Raw genomic sequence first — 24,703 nt, 5'->3', positions numbered from 1 at the left:
TTTCCACAGGCGTTTGTGACTGACCGCACGTTTGCGATGATTTAAAGTCTGACCATTAAGCCACTAATTGTTTCAAGATACGACGAAGTGGCTCTGCGGCTCCCCATAATAATTGGTCACCGACAGTGAATGCCGCTAAATATTCAGGTCCCATTTTGAGTTTGCGTAAGCGACCAACTGGGACAGAAAGGGTGCCCGTGACTTTGGTTGGTGTGAGTTCACGTAATGTGGTTTCTTTATCATTTGGAATGACTTTTACCCATTCGTTGTGGCTTGCAAGAATTTGCTCGATTTCTTCTAGCGGTAAATCTTTTTTCATTTTGATCGTGAAGGCTTGGCTGTGGCAACGCAATGCACCGATACGCACACACAAACCGTCCACTGGAATTGGGCTGTCATCTAAACCAAGAATTTTGTTGGTTTCAGCATAACCTTTCCATTCTTCTTTGGTTTGACCGTCTTCCCAAAGTTTGTCGATCCAAGGAATTAAGCTGCCCGCTAATGGCGCACCGAAGTTATCGATTGGTAAATCACCACGCATTTTTGCAGTCACTTTGCGTTCAATGTCTAAAATTGATGATGCAGGGTTTTCAAGGTCCGCTTTTACGCTCTCTTCAAGTTGACCCATTTGCACTAACAATTCACGCATATTTTTCGCACCTGCACCACTTGCCGCTTGGTAAGTTGCTACCGATACCCATTCCACTAAATCACGCTCAAATAAACCACCTAATGCCATTAACATTAAGCTCACGGTACAGTTACCGCCAACGTAAGTTTTAATGCCGTTTTTCAAGCCTTCGCTGATAACATTTTGGTTCACAGGGTCAAGCACGATAATCGCCTCTTTTTCCATACGCAGTGCAGACGCTGCGTCAATCCAATAACCGTTCCAGCCTGCTGCGCGTAATTTTGGATACACATCATTGGTATAATCACCACCTTGGCAAGTCACGATAATATCTAATTTTTGTAGTTCTGCGATATCAAATGCATCTTTCAACTCACCCGCTTCTTTGCCCGCGAATGTTGGTGCTTTTTGACCTGCTTGTGATGTGGTAAAAAAGACGGGATTGATGTTCACGAAGTCATTTTCTTCTTGCATACGATCCATTAATACGGATCCCACCATTCCACGCCAACCGATAAAACCAACGTTTTGCATAACCTGTTCCTTATATAAAAAAGTGAATAATATTGTGTTTGAATAAGGTTACTTAATTACAAGATCAGTTGGACAAAAGCAAGTGTTTTTGTTTAAAAAACAACAAAAGTTAAAAATCATGTGGTACTGCCTAATAAAACAGCAAAAGGCTTGGACGTTTTTTAGTTTTTAGAATAGAAAATGTGGTGTTGAAATAAAAAATCAGCGTACAAAGGTGAAGAGAGTGCATTGAATGATGAAAGGCGTGATCATGTTTAGCCACTTGCTTAAATCAAGCATAAAAAACTCTGCACGTTAATCAAATAACGTGCAGAGTTAGTTTTAGCTAAAATTCAGATTAAAGAATTTCTTTTGCTTTCGCCACAACGTTTTCTACGGTGAAGCCGAAGAGCTTGAATAATTGATCCGCTGGTGCTGATTCACCGAAGCTATTCATCCCCACGACGCGACCGTTAAAGCCAACATATTTGTACCAGAAGTCAGCAATCCCCGCTTCGATCGCCACACGTTTAGTCACGTTGCTTGGTAATACGCTTTCACGATATGCCGCATCTTGTTTGTCGAACACGTTTGTGCTTGGCATAGAAACAACGCGTACTTTCACGCCTTCTGCATCTAACACATCCGCTGCTTTCATCGCTAATTCGACTTCAGAACCCGTTGCGATTAAGATTAGATCTGGGCAGTCACCTTTTTCACAGCAGTTACGTAATACATAACCACCACGTGCAACATTGGCTAATTGCTCAGAAGTGCGGTCCATTTGTGCCAAGTTTTGACGAGTAAAGATTAATGCACTTGGGCCATCTTTACGTTCAACTGCCGCTTTCCACGCTACTGCAGATTCCACTTGGTCACAAGGACGCCATGTTTCAAGATTTGGAATTAAGCGTAATGCTGAAGTTTGCTCAACGGGTTGGTGTGTTGGACCGTCTTCACCAAGACCGATAGAGTCGTGGGTGTAAACGAATAATGAACGTTGTTTCATTAATGCTGCCATACGCACTGCGTTGTGTGCATATTCCATAAACATTAAGAACGTTGCACCGTAAGGAATGAAACCACCGTGTAATGCAATACCGTTCATAATGGCAGACATACCGAATTCACGTACACCGTAGTTGATGTAGTTACCGTCTGCGTTTTCAACTGCACGAATTGGTTTTGAACCTGACCATAAGGTTAAGTTTGAGCTTGCTAAGTCAGCTGAACCACCTAAAAATTCAGGTAATAATTTTGCGTAAGCTTCGATTGCATTTTGAGATGCTTTACGGCTTGCAATGCTTGCTGGGTTAGCTTGTAATTTTTCGATGAATGCTTGTGATTCTGCTGCCCAGTTTGCTGGTAATTCCGCGTTTACACGACGAGTGAACTCTGCCGCTAATTCAGGATACGCTTTCGCATAAGCTGCGAATTTTTCGCTCCACGCTTTTTCTGCTTTATCACCTTTTGCTTTTGCATCCCATTCCGCATAGATATCTGCTGGGATTTCAAATGGTGCGTGATCCCAATTTAATGCTTTACGGGTTAATGCGATTTCTTCATCACCTAATGGCGCACCGTGACAGTCGTGTGAGTTTGATTTATTTGGTGAACCGAAACCAATGATCGTTTTACAAATGATCAATGTTGGTTTGTTGGTTTCTGCTTGTGCTTTTTTCACTGCATCAATGATTTGATCTGGGTTATGACCATCAATTGCAGGAATTACGTGCCAGCCATAAGCTTCGAAGCGTTTTTGTGTATCATCAGTGAACCAACCGTCAACGTGACCATCAATAGAGATGTTGTTGTCATCGTAAAATGCGATTAATTTGCCTAAACCTAAAGTCCCCGCTAATGAACACGCTTCGTGTGAGATACCTTCCATTAAGCAACCGTCACCTAAGAATACGTAAGTATAGTGGTCAACGATGTCGTGGCCTGGGCGGTTAAATTGGTGGGCAAAGGTTTTTTCAGCAATCGCAAAACCTACAGCGTTGGTGATACCTTGACCTAAAGGACCCGTGGTAGTTTCAACACCTGGTGCATAACCATATTCAGGGTGACCTGGTGTTTTAGAATGTAATTGACGGAATTGTTTTAAATCATCAATAGACAAATCATAACCTGTTAAATGCAATAGGCTATAAATTAACATTGAACCGTGACCATTCGACAGAATGAAACGGTCGCGATCGAACCATTTTGGATTCGTTGGATTGTGTTTTAAGAAGTCACGCCATAATACTTCTGCAATATCTGCCATGCCCATTGGCGCACCAGGGTGACCAGATTTTGCTTTTTGCACTGCATCCATACTTAAAAAACGGATCGCATTTGCCAGTTCTTTACGAGTTGCCATAATGATTTACTCCTCAGTGAATTAAGACTTATAGTTACGCATTATTCTACTCTATTTTGCTTTTAAAGGATAATCAATATTTGGCACAATTGTACTGACCATATGAGATGAAAACGAGGTTATGACGTGTAGTCTGAGTCGTTTATTGTTTGATCGTTTTTGAGGTAACCCAACCTAGAGAAAAAAGAAAACCTTCAATCTGCAGCGCAAATTGAAGGTCGGTGTATTATGTCACGAGTAAGGAGTTAATGCCCTTTATGATTGGTGCTATAAAGAATTTTATCTGTGTATGCCATAGCAACCGCAGAGACTAAGAAACCTAAGTGGAGCAATAATTGCCACATCATGGTTTTTTCCTCCATATTGGCAGCATTCACAAAAGTTTGTAACAAGTGAATAGAGGAAATACTGATAATTGACATTGATAATTTCACTTTTAACACAGAGGCATTCACATGGCTTAACCATTCAGGCTCATCTGGGTGATCTTTTGTACGTAGTTTGGAGACAAAGATTTCATATCCTCCGACAATGACCATCACCAATAGATTGGCAATCATGACCACATCAATTAAATTGAGTACGGCAAGCATGATCATGTTGGCATCCATTGTTTGTAGGTTAGTCATTAATTCCCACAAGGATTTCATAAATTTATAGGCATAGATACCTTGTACAACAATTAATCCTAAGTAAATTGGGAGCTGTAACCAACGGCTAGCAAAAATAATTTGGCTGATGATATTTGGGGCATGACGTGGGCGCGACTTATAGCGCGCAGATTTGTGTTTAGTGTTAGCAGGTTGCTGTTGAGTATGTTGTTCCATGTTGTTAGATCAGAATAGAGTGAAAAGAGGGGTGAAAATTACCTGTTTTTTTCGGAAAATTCAATTTATTTTTCTGCCAGTAGATAACGGCGTGTGATCGGCTTTAGGTGTGCAATCACACGCCATGTTGTCTCAAATATTTTGCAGATCACATTGTTTTGTTTCAGTAATTTGCGTGACCGCAATCAACGAAATCAACGCATTTGCAGCAAGGTACAAGCCTACGCCAATTAAACCAAAGTTCGCATTAATTTTCATCGCGACAATGGTGGCGACACTTGCCCCTAAAATTCCAGCAAAATTGTAAGCGATGGATGCCCCAGAATAACGGACTTCTGTTGGAAATAATTCGGGCAACAACACGGCCATCGGACCAAAAGACATTCCCATAATCATGAATCCAATGGCTAAAAATGCAAATACGCTAGCAGGGGTACCTTCACTTAAAAAGATCGGTAAGGTAAGCCCAAAAATCAGTGTCGCGATGCTGACATATTGCATTAAACGACGCCGCCCAATTTTGTCAGCGTAAATGCCAGAAAAAGCAATTGAGCACCCGAAAATGACTGAGGTGATCAATAAAAAAGCAGTAAAGGTACTCGCCTGTAAGCCTAGACCCATGGGGTGCCCAGCAGCAGAAAGGGTCGTTGGGCTTTTCGCGTAGATTTGAGCAAATGCCGCCAAAATATAGAACAGCACATAACCCGCGGTCGCTAGAAAGATACTGGTCATAAAGGGCTTAAGGTGTTGAGTAAAGACCGCTTTGATTGGGAACCTGTGGGTTTTACCTTGTTTTTCTACTTCAGAAAAGACCGCACTTTCATGGATTTTAGCACGGACATACCAACCGATGATCACTAACACAGCAGAGGCAATAAATGGAATACGCCACGCCCATTCGACTAACGCATCTTGCCCAAAAATGTTCCCTACTGCGAAAAATGCGCCATTTGCTAAGAGCAAGCCAACTGGCGCCCCCAGTTGTGGAAATATACCGTACCAGGCTCGTTTTTCTGCTGGGGCATTTTCTATGGCAACTAAAGCAGCGCCGCCCCATTCTCCCCCTAAGCCAATGCCTTGACCAACACGGCAGAGACAAAGCAGCACCGTTGCCCAAATGCCAATGTCGGCATAGTTCGGTAATAAACCAATAGAGACAGTGGAAACGCCCATTAATAATAATGACGCGATCAGGGATTTTTTACGTCCAATTTTATCACCGAAGTGTCCGAATAGCATGGCACCAAAAGGACGGGCAAAAAATGCAAGTGCTAAAGTAGACAAGGAAGCAAGTTCATTGCTAACAGGATCAGCACTGTGGAAAAATTGATGGTTAAAAACCAATACCGCTGCCATGGCATAAATATAATTATCAAAATACTCAATTGCTGTGCCAACCATTGTCGCAACGGCAACTTGGCGAGGATGATTACGCATTCCCTAGCAACTCCTGAACGGTTTTTGCGATGTTGGTGGATTGTGCGATAGCGGAAATAACAGCTATGCCATTGGCGCCACGTTGACGTAGTTCACTTGCGCTTTGAGCAGTGACTCCACCAATTGCCACGATTGGCTTATCGATCCCATTTTGGCGAATCGTAGAAACGAATTCGACCCCCACAACAGGTTTGGGATCTTCTTTCGATTGGGTTGGGAAAATCGGGCCAGTGCCGAAATAATCAATAAGCGGGTTCGCTTGTGCGGCAAGCCCTTGCTCAAGGGTATTGACGGAGGTGCCGATAAAACATTTGCTATGACAAAGTGCGGCAACATCAGCGACTGCCATATCTGTTTGCCCAACGTGAATGCCGTCAGCCCCAATTTCAATCGCCAGCTGTACATCATCATTCACCACAAAAGGCACGTTATATTGACGACAAAGATCGCGACATTTCATCGCAAGTTCTTTCACTTTTGCGGGATCTTGTAAGGACTTTTTGCCTTTTTCGCGAAATTGATAACAGGTGATCCCTGCTTTTAACGCCTGTTCTAAAATCCCTAATAGATTTTCAGCAGGATCTCCCCCTGTATTCGGGCAGTCTTGTGTGCCTGCGATAAAATACAATCGCATTGCTTGTTCAATGTTGTTCATATCCATCCTTTCAAAATGTTGTGTTTTTTGACCGCACTTTTGTGCAAATGAGACTTATTTTTCCACTTTGGAATAGGCCCAATGGTTTGTCGGACCGTGTCCGTGACCAATATTTAACGGGTCACTAATTGCTGCTGTAATGAAAGCCTTCGCAGTTTTCACTGCATCAACAACAGAATTGCCTTTCGCTAATTCCGCCGCTAGACAAGCCGAGAACGTACAACCTGTACCGTGCGTATGTTTCGTTGGGAAACGAGGGCTGTCTAAGAAAAATGTTTCGGTTGGGGTGAAAATCCAGTCACGACAAACGGTACTTTGTGAATCTTCAGTGTGACCACCTTTAATCACGATATTTTTTGCGCCCATTTGTTGTAATAAGGTTGCTGCCTCAAGTGCGGTCTTATCGTCCACAATTTTAATGCCGGTTAACGCTTCCGCTTCGGGTAAGTTTGGCGTAATCACTTCTGCTATGGGCACTAAATGCTGTTTCAACGCATTCACGGCATTTTGTTGTAATAATGGTGCACCACCTTTTGCGATCATTACTGGGTCTAACACCATTTTACCAAAGTGGTATTTTTTCAATGCATTCGCCACACATTCGATAATTTCTGCTGTGCCTAACATACCGATTTTAAACGCTGAAATGTGGAAATCGTCCGCAATCGCCTTCAACTGCGCTTCAATCGTCGTTAATGGAATCGGGTGAATGTCAAATACGCCCAACGTGTTTTGTGCAGTAATTGCGGTAATTGCCGAAGTACCAAACACGCCACGCATTTGGAAGGTTTTTAAGTCCGCTTGGATACCCGCACCGCCACCGCTATCAGAGCCCGCGATGGTTAAGGCTTGTGCAATATTACTCATAAGACACTCTCGCTAATTGTGAAACTTGTTCTGGGGAAATGTTGGCTAATTGATCTAATAAGCCCACATAAAATTGTCCGTGTTGTGTATCACTTAACTGTTCAGCAGCTAATTCGCCAGCTAGGGCATAAGTGGTGCAACCTTCAACCATGGCATCAAAATATTCTTCAGGCTTAGCCACTGCTAAGAATGCGCCACAAACCGCACTTAATAAGCAACCTGATGCCGTAATTTTCGGAAATAATGGTGTGCCATTGTGAATTTGCGCGTGGCGTTTGCCGTCACTTAAATAATCCGTTGCACCGCTGATCATCGCGACACAATGATATTTTTCAGCCACAATACGTGCGATTTCTGCAACGTTCGCATTGCCTTTGCCAGCGTCCACGCCTTTCGCTTGCCAGTCCACGTCTGCAATTGTTGCTAACTCCCCCGCATTGCCACGAATTGCCGCAAACTTCACTGCTTTTAATAACGTTGCGACCGTTTGTTTACGGAAACTGGTTGCACCGACACCCACAGGATCTAACACCACTGGAATACCCACTTGGTTAGCTGTTTGTCCCGCTAACACCATCGCCGCCACTTCTTTTCCCATTAAGGTGCCGATATTAATCACCAGTGCATTGCTAATGCGTGGTACTTCGTCCATTTCTTCAATCGCAGCAGACATTAACGGCGAAGCCCCAATCGCAAGCAATCCATTTGCAGAGAAGTTAGCCGCCACTACGTTGGTGATGTTGTGGATGAGAGGGTTTTGGGATTTGATTTTTTGTAGGTATTTTGGTTTTAGCATGTTGGTTGTACTTCTGTTTTGTGATGTTTTAGTTTTATCAGTTTAGTTCTATCGGGTTTCGCACGATGTGCGACCTACTTTTTCTTTTGCATTGATTGTCACTTTTCTTTGCTTCGCCAAAGAAAAGTAACCAAAAGAAAGGCGACCCTGCTTTGCCTTGAATCCTTTGTTCTATTGAATTTGCTTTACTGAAAATTTTGAACTCGCTACGCTCAAACAGGCAAAATTTTCCTACAAATTCAACTTCACAAAGGCGGCAAAGAAGGGAGCTCAAAGTGCGTTATTCAAATATTTTTTTCTATAAAAAACACCGCACTTTTATTTCCCTTCGTAATAAAATGGGGTCCCCGTGTAAGTTGCCCGAATGAAAAAGAAATTTTTAGGAAAATAAGGTTGCGTAGCAAAGCGAAGACAACTTATTTTTCGTTTAAAAAATTTCTTTGGAATGAGGTTAAGCAACTTAGTCGGGGTGTGCTTTCTTTTTGCCTACTTTTACTTTGCACAAGCAAAGAAAAAGTAGGTCGCACATCGGGCGAAACCCGATATCGAATAAAAATTATTTCACTTCTACCGCGTAATCACTCAACGGTTTAACCACTTTCGTTAAGCCATTTTCTTTCAAAAATTCCGCCATTCTTTCATAACGGTGACCATCCAATGCTCTTGGGCGTAATGCTAAACGAGGTAAGGTATCTTTCCACGCTAAACGGTTGAGGTCGTTGTCTAATTCTTTTGGTTTGTATGCCACGAATGATTTCCACGCATCGTCAGGGTGGTTCATGGTGTAAATGGTGGCTTGCTCAAGTGCGGTTAAAAATTTGCTAATTTTCTCTTTTGGCATTGAGGTTTTGTTTGCCACTAAAATTAACTCATCATATACCGGCACACCGTTTTCTTCTGGATAGAACGCGCGACCTGGTTGTTTTTCTAATTGCATTTGGTTTAATTCAAAGTTACGGAAACCGCCGACTACAGCGTCCACTTGACCGCTAATCACAGACGGTGAAAGTGACCAGTTTACGTTCACCATTTCCACATCTTTGCCCGTCAAACCTGCTGATTTCAACATGGCTTTTAACAATGAATCTTCAAAGCCACTCACTGAATAACCAATTTTTTTGCCTTTTAAATCTGCGAGGGTTTTGATGTCGCTTTTTTCTAATACAATCAACGTGTTTAATGGAGTTGCCACTAACGTACCAACACGAGTGAGTGGTAAATCTTCCGCCACTTGGATTTGTAATTGTGGTTGGTAATCAACGGCTAAATCCGCTTTACCTGCTGCCACTAATTTTGGCGGTAGAGAAGGATCGGCAGGTTCAACAATTTCAACCTCTAAGCCGTTTTTCTCAAAATAACCTTTTTGTTGTGCCACGATAATGGCGGCGTGATCTGGGTTTACAAACCAATCGAGCAATAACGTTAATTTTTCTTTTGCCGATACAGAAAGGCTGACGCCCATTGCGAGCGCAACTGTAAGCGTATTTTTCACGAAGTTTTGCATTTATTTGTCTCCTTTTTTCTTGTTAGCTTAAATCTAATCCCATTTGCCAAAATGCAGATTCCATACGGGTTGCGGTATTAAAAATCTGTTGTAATTTGGCGATTTGTGTTTCAGTTAAACCGGCACATAACGCATCTAATGCTTCAATTGCGTTTTGTGCCGCAGTTTGAAATTCCTCACCTGAATAAGCATCAATCCACGCTTGATACGGGTTGTTTTCAGGACTTACGCCACTTTCTACGATGTGTTTTGCAATCACCGCATAACCAATAGCGCAAGGTGCGATAGCGGTATAAAGCTCTGCTAAACCACCTGTCATTCCAGCGTCTAACACATAGCGTGTGTAAGCCACGCAAGCAGCAGATTCTTCGGTGCTGAATAAGGTTTTTTCATCAATTCCCCAGCTTTCGCAGAACTGAATATGTAATTGAATTTCGTGCAACAATGCGCCAATTGCCTCGTGTGCCGTTTTCATTTGAGCAAAATTTTCGGCTTTATAAATGCCCAATGAGAGCGCTCGGTTGTATTGAAACAGGAATAAATAATCTTGTTTCAAATAATGTTGGAAGCAGGCTTTCGGCAAAGTGCCATTTGCCATTTTTTGCACAAATGGGTGGTGGACATAATCCTGCCAATATTGCCCTGCATTGTTGATAAGTTGTTGTGTTGTTGACATTGTTGTGTTCCTTCTCGATTTTTTTAGGCGTTATTTTAGGAATCTCACCCAAGGTAGCCATTTGTTCAGTAAATAATCCACGCTGAAATATAGACACAAGCTCATTAGCATTAAAACGAATAACGCCGAGAACATTAAATCCACTTGCATTCGTGCGTTAGCGTGGAGCATTAAATAACCGAGTCCCTGTGATGAACCGACCCACTCGCCGACAATCGCCCCGATGGGTGCAACGGATACCGCTATGCGTAAACCTGATGCAAAAGAAGGCAATGCAGCGGGTAATCTCACTTTAAATAACATCGAAAGTGGTGGCACTTTCATTGTTTTTGCGAGCTCTAGCCATTGATTTGGCGTGTTGCGTAAGCCGTCATAACAAGCGGCGGTAACAGGGAAATAAATAATCAGCACCGTCATGACGATTTTGGAGGCTAACCCATAGCCAAACCACAACACCAATAACGGCGCGATCGCAAAAACAGGAATGGCTTGCGAGATGACTAATAACGGTAATAAAAATGCGGATAAATGGCGTGATAAACTCAAAAGTAGAGCAGAAATAAGCCCTAATGTAACGCCTAAAAATAGTCCTAGCCCGATTTCTAATAGGGTTACTTGTGCGTGCTCCCACAATAAATCATAACGGCTAGCGAGTTGGTCGAAAACTTCGGTGGGTGGTGGCAACATATAGCGCGGAACATCAAAAAAACTGACCGCACTTTGCCATAATCCAAGCAATAATAATGAAAGTAGCGTGACTTTAAGGAGCGTTTTAATTTTCATTATTCCGCACCTTTCATCAGCTGGGCGAGTAAATGCTGCTGCAATTGCCACAAATCATCTTGCACTAATTCGCGTGGCGCTATGCCTGTGGGCGTGATTTTTTCTGAAAGTGTCGCTGGATAATTTTGTAACACATAGATTTCATCACTTAATCGAATCGCCTCTTGCGGATCGTGGGTGATCAATAAAACGGTCTTGTGTTTCAGCAACTCACAAGCGAGATTTTGCAATTGCAAACGGGTGACGGCGTCCAATGCCGAAAAAGGTTCATCCATTAAAACGATGTCCGCCTCTTGCATTAACGTGCGAGCAAGGGCGACGCGCTGTCTTTGTCCACCAGATAAATGATAACAAGCCTTGTGTTGATGCATATCCATTTTGACCGCAGCTAACAACTGCTGTGCTTTGGCTTGTGTTTCTGGTGTTTTTGAATGGGTTAAATGTTGAGCTAATTGAACGTTATCGATGACAGACAACCAAGGATACAACGCATCTTGTTGTGCCATATAACTAATTTTTTCATTATGCGGAAAGCAAATTTCCCCTTGTGTTTTCGCTTCATTCTCAAGCCCTGCAATCGCGCGCAACAAGGTGGATTTCCCCACACCAGATGCGCCCAAAATACTCGTCCACTTTCCTTTAGGTAACGCAAAATCAAACCCTAAGAACAAAGGTTCTTGGTTATAGGTCAATGTGAGTGAACGAATTTCAACCGCATTCATTGTATTAACAACAAATTAATTAGCGTTGAAATAGGAATAAGCGAGATAAGGAAGTTGAAAAAATCAAAGAAAATGAAAGTGTTCGCATAATTAGTTTCCTACGTCAGTATTAGCTGTATCAGGTTCACGGGTATCATCTCAGCCATACGTTTTATTGATACGTAAAGCACCCCGACTAAAACGCGATAAGACTACATTACTCTACTAAAAAAAGAAGATTTTTGTTAAAGAAATGTGATCTTCGTCACGTTATTAATTTATGTTATGGTTGTGGCTTGTCGATTTTTTCTTCAATTTTAACCACTTGCAAGCGTTCGACTTCTACATCATTGTGCAGTAATTCCACGTTTGGCATTGTTTTGTTGGCTTTGGCGGACAGGTCTTTGAAGCGTTCGACTTTGCCTACCAAGCCTTGTTGACCAACAAGTGCGGTGACGGTGTTGTTGTAGTGAGAGCTCACCGTAGACAGCGTGCTACCGAGCTTGCTAAGACGTTCTGCCACCACGCAAATTTGGTTGTAAATTTCCCCTGCGCGAGCACTGATTTCTTTTGCTTCTTCATTGCCTCGTTCGATACGCCACAAGTTTGCGACGGTACGTAAAATCGGCATTAATGTGGTGTGAGAAACGATAATGACGTTCTTCTCATAGCCATAATTAAACAGGCTTGGATCCATTTTCATTGCTTCAATATAAGCTGGCTCAACCGCAATAAACATAAGCACAAAATTCGGGCTACGCATTCCAATTAAGTTGCTGTAATCCTTGCGTGACAAGTCGTCAATGTGGTTTTTAATCGCTTTGATATGCTCACGCAATTTGCTTTGACGAAGCATTTCATCATCAGAATTGACCGCACTTTCATACGCCACCAACGACATTTTGCTGTCGATAATCAAATGTTTTTTATCAGGCAAATTCAAAATGAAATCAGGGTAATTGTGTTTGCCTTCGCTGTCTTTAAAATGCGCTTGTGCTTCGTAATGTTCGCCTTCAATCAAGCCCGCTGATTGCAACGCACGTGCTAATTGCACCTCACCCCAGTTACCTAAGGTTTTCTTTTCCCCTTTTAGTGCGGAAGCCAAATTATCCGCCTGTTGCGACATATTTAAGCCGATATCCAACACTTTTTTGATTTCCGCTTCTAAACCCGCATTGCCTTTTACTGACTCGGAATGGATTTCATTCACTCGTTTTTGAAAGCCTTCAATTTGCTCACGAAATGGCTTGAGTAGGCTGTCCAATGCGGTTTGGTTACTTTGGCTAAAGCTACGGCTTTTTTCTTCTAAAATGCGATTGGCTAGATTTTGAAATTCGGTGCTTAATTGTTGCTTACTTTGCTCAATATTTTGTTGCTGCTCGGCAAAGTTTTTCTCTTTTTCCGCAAGCGTGGTTTTTAGCTCAGTAAACTCTTGCGAAAGTGCGGTCAATTTTTCCACTAATTCACGATTTTCCTGCTCTTTGCGATAGAAATTGCTTTGGCTATGTTCAAGTTGCTTTTCTAAACTTTCCGCTTGTGCAGAGGCAATCCCAAAGCGTTCTTTCAGTGCGGTGATTTTTTCTGAAATTTCGTTATGGCGAGCTTGTTCTTCGTCTAATTCTTTTTGTAAGTAGCCTAATTTTTCATCACGCTCAAGCAAACGCACTTGCAACCCCTCTGCATTGGTTTGATATTTCACCACAGCTTGTTCAAGCTGGCTTTTGGCGAGTTGAGAAGCTTCAAATTTGCTTAATAATTGATTGAAATCTTCGATGGTTTTATTGAGATCTTGTTGCAATTCTTGGCTGTCACGTTTACGACGCGCGCTGATAAAAAATAACACGACACAGCAAAAAATAAGCGCGCCAATAATCAAAAGGTATTGTGATGAAGTCAATTCAGATAGCATAACGATTTTCCATAAATTTAACCGAGGGTTAAAGTATAAAGGAAAGTGGCGGATTTATCCTAACAGGTTATAATCTTTTTTATTTATCAGGTTGGATTATGTCTCATTCCCAATTTTACCTTGCTTCAAGCAGCCCACGTCGTTCACAAATTTTGCAAAATTTAGGTTTTAAATTTGACGTGTTTTGTTGCGAAATTGATGAAACTCCGTTGCCGAATGAAAAGGGGGCGGATTATGTGTTGCGTATGGCGATTGAGAAAAATCACGCGGCACGCAAAAAATGGCAACAAGAAAAATTTGCGAAAAATACACCGCACTTGCCCTGTCTTTCTGCGGATACTTCAGTGATTTTAGACGATAACATTTTAGGCAAGCCACAGAATGAGGCTGATGCAGCACAGATGCTGCGTGCGTTATCAGGCAGAGAACATCAAGTGATTACGGCAGTTTGTGTTGCCGATAATCAACAAATGAAAACGGCAGTACAAATCAGTAAAGTACACTTCAAACCCTTAACAGAGCAAGAAATTCAAGCCTATATCGCAACGGGTGAACCGATGGATAAAGCGGGTGCTTATGGTATCCAACAATTAGGCGGTGCGTTTATTGAGCATATCGACGGCAGCTTTACTGGCGTAATGGGCTTGCCTGTGTTTGAAAGCGTGGCATTATTGAAGGCGTTTGGGGTAGAATTGTTTTAATTTAACTGAGGAACACCAATCAATGAGCGAACGCCTTTTTCAACATACAAAACAAGAAGAACATTGCCCTGTTTGCAACGCCTTATTGCAAGTCAAACAGGGCAAAAAAGGCTTGTTTTTAGGTTGTAGCGCGTATCCTGATTGCGATTATTTGCGCCCTTTACAGCCACAATCTGAAAGCAAAATCCTAAAAGTGTTAGAACAGCAATGCCCCGAATGTCAGCACCCGTTGGTATTAAAACAAGGGCATTTTGGCATGTTTATTGGGTGTAGCAATTATCCAGAATGCCATTTTGTGGTCCACGATGAACCTGAGGAACAGGCGGAAGAAACCGTCCCTTGCCCTGAATGTCGAAAAGGTGAATTAGTGGCACGTCGTGGGCGGCAAGGCAAAGTATTTTATGGCTGTAATCGCTATCCTCAATGCAGATTTACGTTACCTAGCAAGCCGTATTTAGTGGCTTGTCCTGCGTGCGAAAGCCCAGTTTGTACCTTGAAAAAAGAAACGGAAACTCACCGCACTTTTCAATGTGTGAACAAAAGCTGTCGCCATATTTTTGACTCGGAAATCTAATTTAATGAATATTCAACAAATCGTCGCACAACTTAAACAAAACGAAGTGGTCGCTTACCCAACAGAAGCCGTATTTGGCTTGGGTTGTAATCCAAACAGTGAAAGTGCGGTGCAAAAATTATTAATTTTGAAACAACGGCCAATTGAAAAAGGGCTGATTTTAGTCGCCCCGAGCTTGGATTATTTACTGCCATTTATTGATACTTCAAATTTTGAAGATGAACACTGGCAACGTTTGCAAGGGCAATATGATCGCCCAACCACTTGGGTCGTGCCAGCAAAAAGCACTACGCCGAAATTTTTAACCGGACAATTCGACAGCATTGCGGTGCGTTTATGTCAGCACGATGCAGTGAAGCAACTCTGTGAGCAAGCGGGTTTTGCGTTAACTTCAACCAGTGCCAATCTCACCACTTTGCCGCCTTGCCGCACTGCGCAAGAAGTTCGCGCACAATTTGGCGATGATTTCCCTGTGTTAGATTTACCCGTTGGCAGTGCGACGAATCCGTCTGAAATTCGAGATCTTTTTACTCATCAACTGTTTAGACAAGGTTAAGCTATGGATAAATATGCGGTGTGGGGCAACCCAATTGCACAAAGTAAATCGCCACAAATTCACAAAATTTTTGCTGAGCAAACTCAACAGCAAATGGAATATGTGGCAATGCTCGGTGATGAACAAGATTTTGAACAACAATTGCGTGTCTTTTTTGATAAAGGTGCGCAAGGTTGCAACATTACTGCACCCTTTAAAGAACGTGCTTTTCAGTTAGCAGACATTCACAGCGAACGTTGTCTAACCGCTGAAGCCTGTAACACCTTGAAAAAGTTAGAAGACGGGCGTTTATATGCTGACAATACCGATGGTGCAGGCTTGGTCAGCGATTTACAACGTTTAGACTGGCTTAAACCAGAACAACGGATTTTGATTTTAGGGGCAGGCGGCGCAACAAAAGGCGTGTTATTGCCTTTATTACAAGCGAAGCAACATATTGTGTTAGCCAACCGCACCTTGAGCAAAGCAGAAGATTTAGCGCAAAAATTTGCCCAATATGGCAGCATTGAAGCTGTCGAATTAGCCAATATCCCAGTGCAAAAATTTGATTTAATCATTAATGCAACTTCTTCAGGCTTACACGGACAAACCGTCAACATCAATCCAGAAATTTTGCAAAAAGCCACCGCACTTTACGATATGCAATACGCTAAAGACAGCGACACGCCATTTATTGCCCTCTGTAAACAATCAGGCAATCACAATGTGAGTGATGGCTTCGGCATGCTCGTCGCACAAGCCGCCCACGCCTTTGAATTGTGGCGTGGGGTAATGCCAGAGTTTGAACCGTTATTGGAAGAAAAAGTACTTTAATGAGTCCTTGCTCATACAAATTAGGATAAAAAATACCGCATTCAAGTGCGGTATTTTTTAGCTTATTTATAACGCCGTTTCAATCTAATCAAGCCCTCTCCCATAAAGAGTAACATTGAGAGAATGAGGCAGATGAAGAGTGGATAGGTGGCGCTGTCGAGTTGTTCGCCAATTAAGAAAGAGACGAAGAGCATCATGATTGGTTCTGCGTAGCCGAGTAAGCCGAGTACGTTAATTGGCAATAAGCTACTGGCGAGGATGTAGGTGTTAAGTGCCACACCACTGATTAGACCTAATAATAGAAGTAACCATAAAATATTCGGATTGACTTGTTGTACTGCGCTCAGATCAACTTGTAATGCAAAGTAGATACAAACGGGTAATAACAATGTCATTTCAATGCAGAAGCCAGCAAGATCGTTTATTTTTAGGATCTTACGGGTGGCGAAATAAGTGCTGTAACCAACGCTTACTAAAAGTGCTTCCCACGAAAGTCCGCCTTTCAACAGGATATTCGAGAATACGCCAATTGCGGCAATGACGACGGCAAAGAATTTGAGGCGCGAGATATGTTCTTTGAAAATCAGTCTTCCTGTTAGCACCATGACTAAAGGCAATAATAAGTAACCAAAAGACACGCTGAGAGCGCTACCATTGTTAGGTGCCCACAAGAATAACCAAATTTGAATCCCCATCATTGCCGAATTAAACAGGAAACCGAGAATAAGCAAAGGATGTTGTTTTACTCGTTCAAAATAATGCAATAAGGCGGGTTTTTGTTTGAACAAGAAGACTGCGGTAATGACAAACGGTAAGGTAAAAATAATGCGAAAACCGAAAATATCTTCGCCACCTAGAGGCAATAACAGAGTAGAAAAATAATACAAATAACCAAATAAGACAGAAGCCGATAACGATAAAATTATCCCTTTTAACATAAACTTATTCTCAAAAATTTGCCGAAAAATACAACATTCTGCTCACTTTACTCTAAGGCTTGCCAAAATGCACGCACTAATGGTTGCGTTAAGCATTTTTTCTGGACACAAATCCCCAGCTCGAAAGGGGCGATTGGATTACTGACTTGCAAAATGGAGACCTGGCTATTCATTGGGCTATTCTTAATCACCACATCAGGTAACATCGCCACGCCACAGCCCAAAGCAACCATCGGCATAATCGCCTCGTGACCTGCCACCGTGGCGTAAATCTTTGGATGCTTGATTTTCTGTTGTTTAAACCATTGATCAATACGCTGACGAGCAGGGCCTTCCACTGGCAGAATAAAGGGGATTTGTTGCCAATCGATCGTAGGTTGTTGAAGTAATTGCATTGCAGGACAAGCAATACGAGGGGCAATCAGCGATAAACTAATCTCATCAATGTAGTGAAATTCAATGCCATTCGGTAAGTTTTTCGGACGGCCCGCCAGCGCAATATCGGCTTGCTGTGTTTGAATTTGTTGTAACGCAAGGGAGGGATCACCCGTAGTAAGCTGAATTTCTACTTTGGGATAACGTGTACGAAAACGCTCTAAGATTGTCGGTAAATGGCTATAAGCAGCCGTTACTGAACAGAATAATTTCAATTCACCAGTGAGTGCTTGTTTGGGGTTATAGCGTAATTGTTGTTTCATTTGCTGCCATTCCGCCCAACTTTGTTGTGCAAATGGAATAAATTTTTCCCCTGCTTCAGTGAGTGTTACTTGTCGATTATCACGCACGAAAAGTGGTTGCCCTAATTCTTCTTCCATGCGCTGAATTTGACGGGATAAAGTAGAAGGCGACATATGGTTTTGTGTTGCCGTTTTAGCAAAGTTTTTTGTTTCACAAAGATGGAGAAACAGTTTGAGATCGGTGAAGTTCAAAATGATATTCCTGATTTTTCTAAGTCGTTTATCGATTTCTCTCAAGCACAATTTTATAACCGTACAGTATGTTTTTGCGCTTTTTTATAAGCAAGAGAAAGTCAGTCTTCTTTGGCAAAATCTAACATTATTGTTGCAATAACTGCAATATAAAATACCAATAATATCAATTTACGCAATCATAAAAATCACTATAATCCAAATAAAGTACAAATAATATGCAAACACAAACTCAGACAACTATTCATCACAGTTAAGGAAACCGCTATGGCTAACTATTTCAATACATTAAATTTACGCCAACAATTAGACCAATTAGGTCGTTGTCGTTTTATGGACCGCAATGAATTTGCAAATGAAGCGGACTATTTAAAAGGCAAAAAAATTGTCATTGTAGGTTGTGGTGCACAAGGGCTAAACCAAGGCTTGAATATGCGTGATTCTGGTTTGGATATTAGCTATGCACTTCGTCCAGAAGCGATTTCTGAGAAACGTGCTTCATTCCAACGTGCCACTGAAAACGGTTTTAAAGTAGGGACTTATCAAGAGCTCATTCCAACGGCAGATCTCGTTGTGAACTTAACGCCAGATAAACAACACTCAAAAGTGGTGGCGGATGTGATGCCATTGATGAAACAAGGTGCGGCACTTGGTTATTCACACGGTTTGAATATTGTGGAAGTGGGTGAACAAATCCGTAAAGATATCACGGTGGTGATGGTGGCGCCGAAATGCCCAGGTACCGAAGTGCGTGAAGAATATAAACGTGGCTTTGGTGTGCCAACATTGATCGCGGTTCACCCTGAAAACGATCCAAATGGCGATGGTTTAGAAATTGCGAAAGCGTGGGCGGCAGCAACAGGTGGGCATCGCGCGGGTGTGCTTGAATCGTCATTTGTCGCAGAAGTGAAATCAGACTTAATGGGTGAGCAAACTATTCTTTGTGGGATGTTGCAAGCAGGTTCTATCGTTTGTTACGACAAGTTAGTCGCAGACGGTAAAGATCCCGCGTATGCAGGTAAATTGATCCAATACGGTTGGGAAACCATCACTGAGGCGTTAAAACAAGGTGGTATCACCTTAATGATGGATCGTTTATCCAACTCTGCAAAATTGCGAGCATTTGAACTTTCAGAACAAATTAAAGAAAAACTGAGCGCACTTTTTGAAAAGCATATGGATGACATTCTTAGCGGTGAGTTTTCCTCAACGATGATGGCAGATTGGGCAAATGGCGATGCTAACCTGTTAAAATGGCGTGAAGAAACGGGTAAAACCGCGTTTGAAAATGCACCAAAATACGAAGGTAAAATCAGCGAACAAGAATATTTTGATCACGGTGTGTTAATGGTCGCGATGGTGAAAGCGGGCGTTGAATTGGCATTTGATACCATGGTGGCGAGCGGGATTTACGAAGAGTCAGCCTATTATGAATCTTTACATGAATTGCCATTGATTGCGAATACTATTGCACGTAAACGTTTATATGAAATGAATGTGGTAATTTCTGATACTGCAGAATACGGTAACTATTTATTTGCCAATGTGGCAGCGCCAATTCTTGCTAAAGAGATTATTCCAACTTTACAAAAAGGCGATTTAGGTGAGCCAACGCCGACTGTTGAAATCGACAATATCACCTTGCGTGATGTGAATGATGCAATTCGTAACCATCCGATTGAATTGGTGGGGCAGGAGTTGCGTGGTTATATGACCGATATGAAACGCATTTCATTTAACTAAGATAAAAAAACCAGTCGAAAGGCTGGTTTTTTATTTTGTGCAGAGGTGAAAAGGATAAAAATTAACTGTTTGAGTGACGTTTTTCTTCCTGTTTTACTTCATCCCAAAGTAAGTCCATTTCGATGAGTGAACTTTGTTCAAATCCCTTATTGGCTTGTTGTAATTTTTCTTCAACCGCACGAAAACGTTGTTCAAATTTGTGATTTGCTTGGCGTAAACTTTCTTCGGGCTGGCAGCCAAGGTGACGGCTGAGGTTGACGACTGCAAATAATAAATCACCGATCTCTTCTTGAATTTTATCTTGTTGCTGTTCATTTCTTTCAAGTTCTTGTTGAACTTCGTCTAGCTCCTCTTTGACTTTTTCAATCACTTGGCGAGTCTCACTCCAATCGAAACCCACTTTAGCACAGCGCTTTTGCAATTTTTCTGCGCGAATTAGGGCAGGAAAGGCATGGGGAATATTATCTAAAATGGAAGTATACCCTTTTTCTTTGTTTTCTTGCGCTTTGACATCATTCCAATTTTGTAGTGCCTCTTGCTCATTTTCTGCACTTTTTTCACCAAATACATGAGGATGACGACGAATGATCTTTTCAGAGATGGCGTTAACGACGTCGTCAAATGTGAAATGTTTGTCTTCGGTTGCCAATTGACTAAAGAAAATAACTTGTAATAGCAGGTCACCTAATTCTTCCTTAAGATCCTGCATATTACCTTGTTGTATCGCTTCGATCACTTCATAGGTTTCTTCAGTTAGACAAGGGATCATGCTTTGATAGGTTTGTTTGAGGTCCCAAGGACACCCTCCATTTGGATCACGTAATTTTGCGATAAGCTGAACGAAGTGTTGAATTTGGTTTGTCATGTCGTGAGGCCTTTATCAAAAATCTTGAGATTTATCATAGCATAATTCTACGTTAGACGATGAAAATTGGCGCTCATAAGAAAACTTTTTTAAAACGTGATCTAGGGCATACTTTTTTTTAGGCGTGAGTGGTATGATACATTTGAATCGTTACCCCCCTAGATCAGATAAGGAGTTTATTATGTATAAACACGTATTAGTAGCAGTAGATCTTTCTGATGAAAGTGCATTTTTATTAGAAAAAGCCGCTGGCGTCGCAAGACGAAATGACGCTAAACTATCTATTATTCACGTTGATGTAAACTTTTCTGATCTGTACACAGGATTGATTGATGTGAATATGGCATCCATGCAAGATCGTATCTCGACAGAAACGCAACAAACCTTGATGCAATTAGCGGATAACGCCAGCTATCCTGTCACTGAAAAATTAAGTGGAAGTGGTGATTTAGGTCAAGTATTAGCTGATGCAATTGAAAAATACGATATTGATTTACTTGTGACTGGTCATCACCAAGACTTTTGGAGTAAACTAATGTCTTCGACCCGTCAGGTGATGAATAACATTTCTGTAGATATGTTAGTTGTACCATTACGTGATGAATAAGTCGTTTTATTGACAAGTTAACTTTTGTAAAAAGTTTGTAAAATTTTAACCGCACTTTGATTAAGTCATTGAAGTGCGGTTGGTTTTTTTGTAGGCTTGAAGAGGCAAAAAAATCTTTATTTTTAATAGAAAAAGCCTTTTTATAAATGCCAAAAATATGCAAAAATAAGTAGACTAACTTTTAATCGTATTGTTATTCGTTATTTAAAATAATATGAAAAGCAAGGCTTATATATAAATGAAAACAACAGCAGAAATCAGACAATCTTTTCTCGATTTTTTCCATACTAAAGGACATCAAATTGTAGCAAGTAGCTCACTTGTGCCAGAAAATGATCCGACTTTATTATTTACAAATGCGGGAATGAACCAATTTAAAGACGTTTTTTTAGGTATGGATAAACGTCCTTATTCTCGTGCCACGACTGCACAACGTTGTGTGCGTGCAGGCGGTAAACACAATGATTTAGAAAATGTTGGTTATACCGCGCGCCACCATACGTTTTTTGAAATGCTCGGTAATTTTAGTTTTGGTGATTATTTCAAGAAAGATGCGATCCATTTTGGTTGGGAGTTCTTGACGTCACCTCGTTGGTTAGGTTTGCCTAAAGAAAAATTATGGGTAACCGTTTACGAAACTGACGATGAGGCTTACGACATCTGGAATCAGGAAGTGGGCGTACCCGCAGAACGCATTGTTCGCATTGGTGATAATAAAGGGGCACCTTATGCGTCCGACAACTTCTGGGCAATGGGCGATACGGGACCTTGTGGTCCTTGTACTGAGATCTTCTATGATCATGGGGATCACATTTGGGGAGGACCTCCAGGTTCACCAGAAGAGGACGGTGACCGCTATATTGAGATCTGGAATATCGTTTTCATGCAGTTTAATCGTCATATTGATGGTACAATGGAAGCGTTACCAAAACCTTCTGTTGATACAGGTATGGGGCTTGAGCGTATTAGCGCGGTATTACAGCATGTTAATTCAAACTATGAAATCGATATTTTTCAAAAACTTATCGCAAAAGTATCGGAATTAACAGGTGAAAAAGATCTTAACAATAAGTCACTCCGTGTCATTGCCGATCATATTCGCTCTTGCGCTTACTTAATTGCTGACGGTGTGATTCCATCAAATGAAGGCCGTGGTTATGTATTACGCCGCATTATTCGTCGTGCGGTGCGTCATGGTAACTTACTCGGCGCGAAAGAAGCCTTCTTCTATAAATTAGTACCAACGCTCATTGAAGTGATGGCAGAAGCTGGTACTGAAGTGAAAGAAAAACAGGCGACAGTTGAAAAATTATTGCGTTTAGAAGAAGAGCAATTTGCGCGTACCTTAGAGCGTGGCTTGGCGTTATTAGATGAAGCACTCGCTAACGTAGAAAATAACACACTATCTGGTGAAGTTGCATTCAAACTATACGACACTTATGGCTTTCCGCTCGATTTAACCGCAGATGTATGTCGTGAACGTCATATTGCGATTGATGAAGCGGGCTTTGAGCGTGAAATGGAAGCACAGCGTTTACGTGCTCAGTCTGCTAGCCAGTTTGGCATGGATTACAACACGGTAATCCGTGTAGACGGGACGACAACCTTTGAGGGATATACTGAATCTGAATCACTTGCAAAAGTGACCGCGCTTTTCTCAGAAGGCAAGTCAGTAGAACGTATTGAGGCAGGACAAAGCGCCGTTGTTGTATTAGAAAATACGCCATTTTACGCTGAATCAGGCGGTCAAATTGGTGACAGTGGTCGTTTAGAAGGGCAAGGTTTTTCATTTGATGTCAAAGATACCCAAAAATATGGACAAGTATTTGGTCATATTGGTGAGTTAGTCAGCGGTAGTTTAACCGTTGGGCAAGCGGTAAATGCGGTAGTGGACAGTGCGCGTCGTCACCAAACATCACTTAACCATTCGGCGACACACTTATTACATGCAGCATTGCGCCAAGTATTAGGGACGCATGTAGTACAAAAAGGTTCACTTGTTTCTGATGTGGCATTGCGATTTGACTTTGCGCATCCAGAAGCGATTAGCAAGGAGCAATTATTCGAAATTGAACGCCTTGTGAATCAACAAATTCGTGCAAATCACTCGATTCAAACGGATTTGATGGAATTAGATGCCGCGAAAGCAAAAGGCGCAATGGCATTGTTTGGCGAGAAATATGCAGATCACGTCCGTGTATTAACAATGGGCGATTTCTCGATTGAATTATGTGGTGGGATTCATGCGAAACGTACTGGTGATATTGGATTATTCAAAATCACAACAGAAACTGCTGTAGCTGCAGGTGTGCGCCGTATTGAAGCGATCACAGGAGAGAATGCAATTTCTTGGTTGCATCAACAGCAAGTATTGCTAACACAAAGTGCAGATTTATTGAAATCAGATGTGAGTTCGATTGTCGAGAAAATTCAACAGCTGCAAGATAAATCGAAAAAATCAGAAAAAGAGCTACAAGTGTTGAAAGAAAAAACAGCTATGCAAGCGGGTTCTGATTTTGCTAAAAATGCAATTAAAATTAATGATGTGGCTGTCATTATTCAGAAACTTGACGGCGTTGATGCAAAATCGCTACGTGTCATGGTAGATGATCTCAAGAATCAACTTGGTTCAGCAGTAATTGTTTTTGCCTCTGTTGTGGATGGCAAAGTGAATTTAATTGCTGGTGTCACAGCGGATTTAACAAGCAAAGTGAAAGCTGGTGAGCTTGTTAACCTATTAGCACAGCAAGTTGGTGGTAAAGGTGGTGGTCGACCAGATATGGCGATGGCTGGTGGTACACAAGTTGAAAATGTGGACTTAGCGTTATCTGCTGGTTCAGAGTGGTTAAAAACAAACTTGTAGTATGACACTTTCACTTAATCACGCTGTTGTCAATTTAGGCAAGAGCGTGAGATGAGTGATTTTCAAATTTAAGATAGGGATGTTGTAAGCAAATAGGAATTTTGCATAAACTATAAAAAGGTGAGGAGTTCATATGCTAATCTTAACCCGTAAAGTTGGCGAAAGCTTACTCATCGGCGATGATATTTCTATCACGATTCTCAATATACGCGGAAATCAAGTAAAAATTGGAATCAAAGCCCCTAAAGACGTCTCTGTTCATAGGGAGGAAATTTACCAACGCATTAAACAGGCATTAGATGAGCCTCAACAACCCGAGTAAAAGAATATTGAAAGATTTCAATATGCTTTAAAGTTGTTTTAGGTTGAGTTAAATGTAGATGATATCGTATATAGGTGGTAGTTTTAATAACTTTAGAAGCCTAAGAGAATCATTGTTGGTGGGGCATC

Annotated in this window: 23 protein-coding genes and 1 riboswitch; of the genes, 8 read left to right on the top strand and 15 right to left on the bottom strand. The window is 41.6% G+C overall.

The window, feature by feature from the left end; translation table 11 throughout:
* Positions 1-55 precede the first annotated feature (55 nt).
* From asd to rmuC, 12 genes are all read right to left on the bottom strand, one after another.
* Entirely contained in the window at positions 56-1,165 is a 1,110-nt protein-coding gene (gene asd / locus ACWIT3_RS02715) for an aspartate-semialdehyde dehydrogenase (RefSeq protein WP_457161278.1), read from the bottom strand.
* 337 nt (positions 1,166-1,502) lie between these two features.
* Complete coding sequence (gene tkt, locus ACWIT3_RS02710; protein WP_457161277.1) at positions 1,503-3,509, bottom strand: transketolase; 2,007 nt, start codon at positions 3,507-3,509, stop codon at positions 1,503-1,505.
* A gap of 245 nt (positions 3,510-3,754) precedes the next feature.
* Entirely contained in the window at positions 3,755-4,336 is a 582-nt protein-coding gene (locus ACWIT3_RS02705) for a TIGR00645 family protein (protein ID WP_457161276.1), read from the bottom strand.
* A 132-nt stretch (positions 4,337-4,468) separates the two neighbouring features.
* Complete coding sequence (locus ACWIT3_RS02700) at positions 4,469-5,773, bottom strand: MFS transporter (RefSeq protein WP_457161275.1); 1,305 nt, start codon at positions 5,771-5,773, stop codon at positions 4,469-4,471.
* Positions 5,766-6,428 (bottom strand): thiamine phosphate synthase, encoded by a 663-nt coding sequence (thiE, locus tag ACWIT3_RS02695; RefSeq protein WP_457161274.1) that lies wholly within the window; start codon positions 6,426-6,428, stop codon positions 5,766-5,768. The genes ACWIT3_RS02700 and thiE overlap by 8 nt, the downstream gene beginning before the upstream one ends.
* A gap of 54 nt (positions 6,429-6,482) precedes the next feature.
* Entirely contained in the window at positions 6,483-7,295 is an 813-nt protein-coding gene (gene thiD, locus ACWIT3_RS02690) for a bifunctional hydroxymethylpyrimidine kinase/phosphomethylpyrimidine kinase (protein WP_457161273.1), read from the bottom strand.
* Entirely contained in the window at positions 7,288-8,091 is an 804-nt protein-coding gene (thiM, locus tag ACWIT3_RS02685; RefSeq protein WP_457161272.1) for a hydroxyethylthiazole kinase, read from the bottom strand. The genes thiD and thiM overlap by 8 nt, the downstream gene beginning before the upstream one ends.
* A 556-nt stretch (positions 8,092-8,647) precedes the next feature.
* The gene (locus ACWIT3_RS02680) at positions 8,648-9,595 is read right to left on the bottom strand and encodes an ABC transporter substrate-binding protein (protein ID WP_457161271.1); all 948 of its coding nucleotides are present in this window, start codon (positions 9,593-9,595) and stop codon (positions 8,648-8,650) included.
* 22 nt (positions 9,596-9,617) lie between these two features.
* The gene (gene tenA / locus ACWIT3_RS02675; protein WP_457161270.1) at positions 9,618-10,271 is read right to left on the bottom strand and encodes a thiaminase II; all 654 of its coding nucleotides are present in this window, start codon (positions 10,269-10,271) and stop codon (positions 9,618-9,620) included.
* Positions 10,272-10,301: 30 nt separating this feature from the next.
* The gene (locus ACWIT3_RS02670) at positions 10,302-11,054 is read right to left on the bottom strand and encodes an ABC transporter permease (protein WP_457161269.1); all 753 of its coding nucleotides are present in this window, start codon (positions 11,052-11,054) and stop codon (positions 10,302-10,304) included.
* Positions 11,054-11,776 (bottom strand): ABC transporter ATP-binding protein, encoded by a 723-nt coding sequence (locus tag ACWIT3_RS02665; RefSeq protein ID WP_457161268.1) that lies wholly within the window; start codon positions 11,774-11,776, stop codon positions 11,054-11,056. The genes ACWIT3_RS02670 and ACWIT3_RS02665 overlap by 1 nt, the downstream gene beginning before the upstream one ends.
* Positions 11,777-11,854: 78 nt before the next feature.
* Positions 11,855-11,960: riboswitch (TPP riboswitch) on the bottom strand.
* A 78-nt stretch (positions 11,961-12,038) separates the two neighbouring features.
* Positions 12,039-13,664 carry a DNA recombination protein RmuC gene (gene rmuC, locus ACWIT3_RS02660; RefSeq protein ID WP_457161267.1) on the bottom strand — a complete coding sequence of 542 codons (1,626 nt, stop codon included), beginning with the start codon at positions 13,662-13,664 and terminating at the stop codon, positions 12,039-12,041.
* A gap of 98 nt (positions 13,665-13,762) precedes the next feature.
* Between rmuC and ACWIT3_RS02655 the strand changes: the two genes are divergently transcribed.
* From ACWIT3_RS02655 to aroE, 4 genes are read left to right on the top strand one after another with little or no spacing between them, the layout of a single operon-like run.
* Positions 13,763-14,365: a Maf family protein gene (locus ACWIT3_RS02655; RefSeq protein ID WP_457161266.1), complete on the top strand. Its 603-nt coding sequence runs from the start codon at positions 13,763-13,765 to the stop codon at positions 14,363-14,365.
* Between the two features lie 22 nt (positions 14,366-14,387).
* The gene (locus tag ACWIT3_RS02650) at positions 14,388-14,939 is read left to right on the top strand and encodes a topoisomerase DNA-binding C4 zinc finger domain-containing protein (protein ID WP_457161265.1); all 552 of its coding nucleotides are present in this window, start codon (positions 14,388-14,390) and stop codon (positions 14,937-14,939) included.
* Between the two features lie 4 nt (positions 14,940-14,943).
* Entirely contained in the window at positions 14,944-15,495 is a 552-nt protein-coding gene (locus tag ACWIT3_RS02645; protein WP_457161264.1) for a Sua5/YciO/YrdC/YwlC family protein, read from the top strand.
* A 3-nt stretch (positions 15,496-15,498) separates the two neighbouring features.
* Positions 15,499-16,308: a shikimate dehydrogenase gene (gene aroE, locus ACWIT3_RS02640; protein ID WP_457161263.1), complete on the top strand. Its 810-nt coding sequence runs from the start codon at positions 15,499-15,501 to the stop codon at positions 16,306-16,308.
* Positions 16,309-16,370: 62 nt separating this feature from the next.
* Here aroE and rarD read toward each other — a convergent pair whose 3' ends face one another.
* On the bottom strand, positions 16,371-17,246 hold the full coding sequence (gene rarD / locus ACWIT3_RS02635) for an EamA family transporter RarD (protein ID WP_457161262.1): 876 nt from the start codon (positions 17,244-17,246) through the stop codon (positions 16,371-16,373).
* A gap of 47 nt (positions 17,247-17,293) precedes the next feature.
* Positions 17,294-18,175, bottom strand: a complete 882-nt coding sequence (gene ilvY, locus ACWIT3_RS02630) for an HTH-type transcriptional activator IlvY (protein ID WP_457161261.1) — start codon at positions 18,173-18,175, stop codon at positions 17,294-17,296.
* A 267-nt stretch (positions 18,176-18,442) separates the two neighbouring features.
* Between ilvY and ilvC the strand changes: the two genes are divergently transcribed.
* The gene (ilvC, locus tag ACWIT3_RS02625) at positions 18,443-19,918 is read left to right on the top strand and encodes a ketol-acid reductoisomerase (protein ID WP_457161260.1); all 1,476 of its coding nucleotides are present in this window, start codon (positions 18,443-18,445) and stop codon (positions 19,916-19,918) included.
* 61 nt (positions 19,919-19,979) lie between these two features.
* Here the strand turns inward: ilvC and mazG are convergent, their stop codons facing one another.
* Positions 19,980-20,783 carry a nucleoside triphosphate pyrophosphohydrolase gene (gene mazG / locus ACWIT3_RS02620; RefSeq protein ID WP_457161259.1) on the bottom strand — a complete coding sequence of 268 codons (804 nt, stop codon included), beginning with the start codon at positions 20,781-20,783 and terminating at the stop codon, positions 19,980-19,982.
* Positions 20,784-20,964: 181 nt separating this feature from the next.
* Between mazG and uspA the strand changes: the two genes are divergently transcribed.
* The 3 genes from uspA to csrA all read left to right on the top strand — a co-directional run bounded on the left by uspA (position 20,965) and on the right by csrA (position 24,575).
* Positions 20,965-21,390, top strand: coding sequence for a universal stress protein UspA (gene uspA / locus ACWIT3_RS02615; protein WP_046339758.1), 426 nt, complete (start codon positions 20,965-20,967; stop codon positions 21,388-21,390).
* A gap of 238 nt (positions 21,391-21,628) precedes the next feature.
* Positions 21,629-24,253, top strand: a complete 2,625-nt coding sequence (alaS, locus tag ACWIT3_RS02610; RefSeq protein ID WP_457161258.1) for an alanine--tRNA ligase — start codon at positions 21,629-21,631, stop codon at positions 24,251-24,253.
* Positions 24,254-24,386: 133 nt separating this feature from the next.
* The gene (gene csrA, locus ACWIT3_RS02605; protein WP_049214812.1) at positions 24,387-24,575 is read left to right on the top strand and encodes a carbon storage regulator CsrA; all 189 of its coding nucleotides are present in this window, start codon (positions 24,387-24,389) and stop codon (positions 24,573-24,575) included.
* Positions 24,576-24,703 lie beyond the last annotated feature (128 nt).

It is taken from the genome of Pasteurella sp. P03HT, from assembly GCF_054052285.1.
This window is presented reverse-complemented; position numbering and strand designations above follow the sequence as displayed.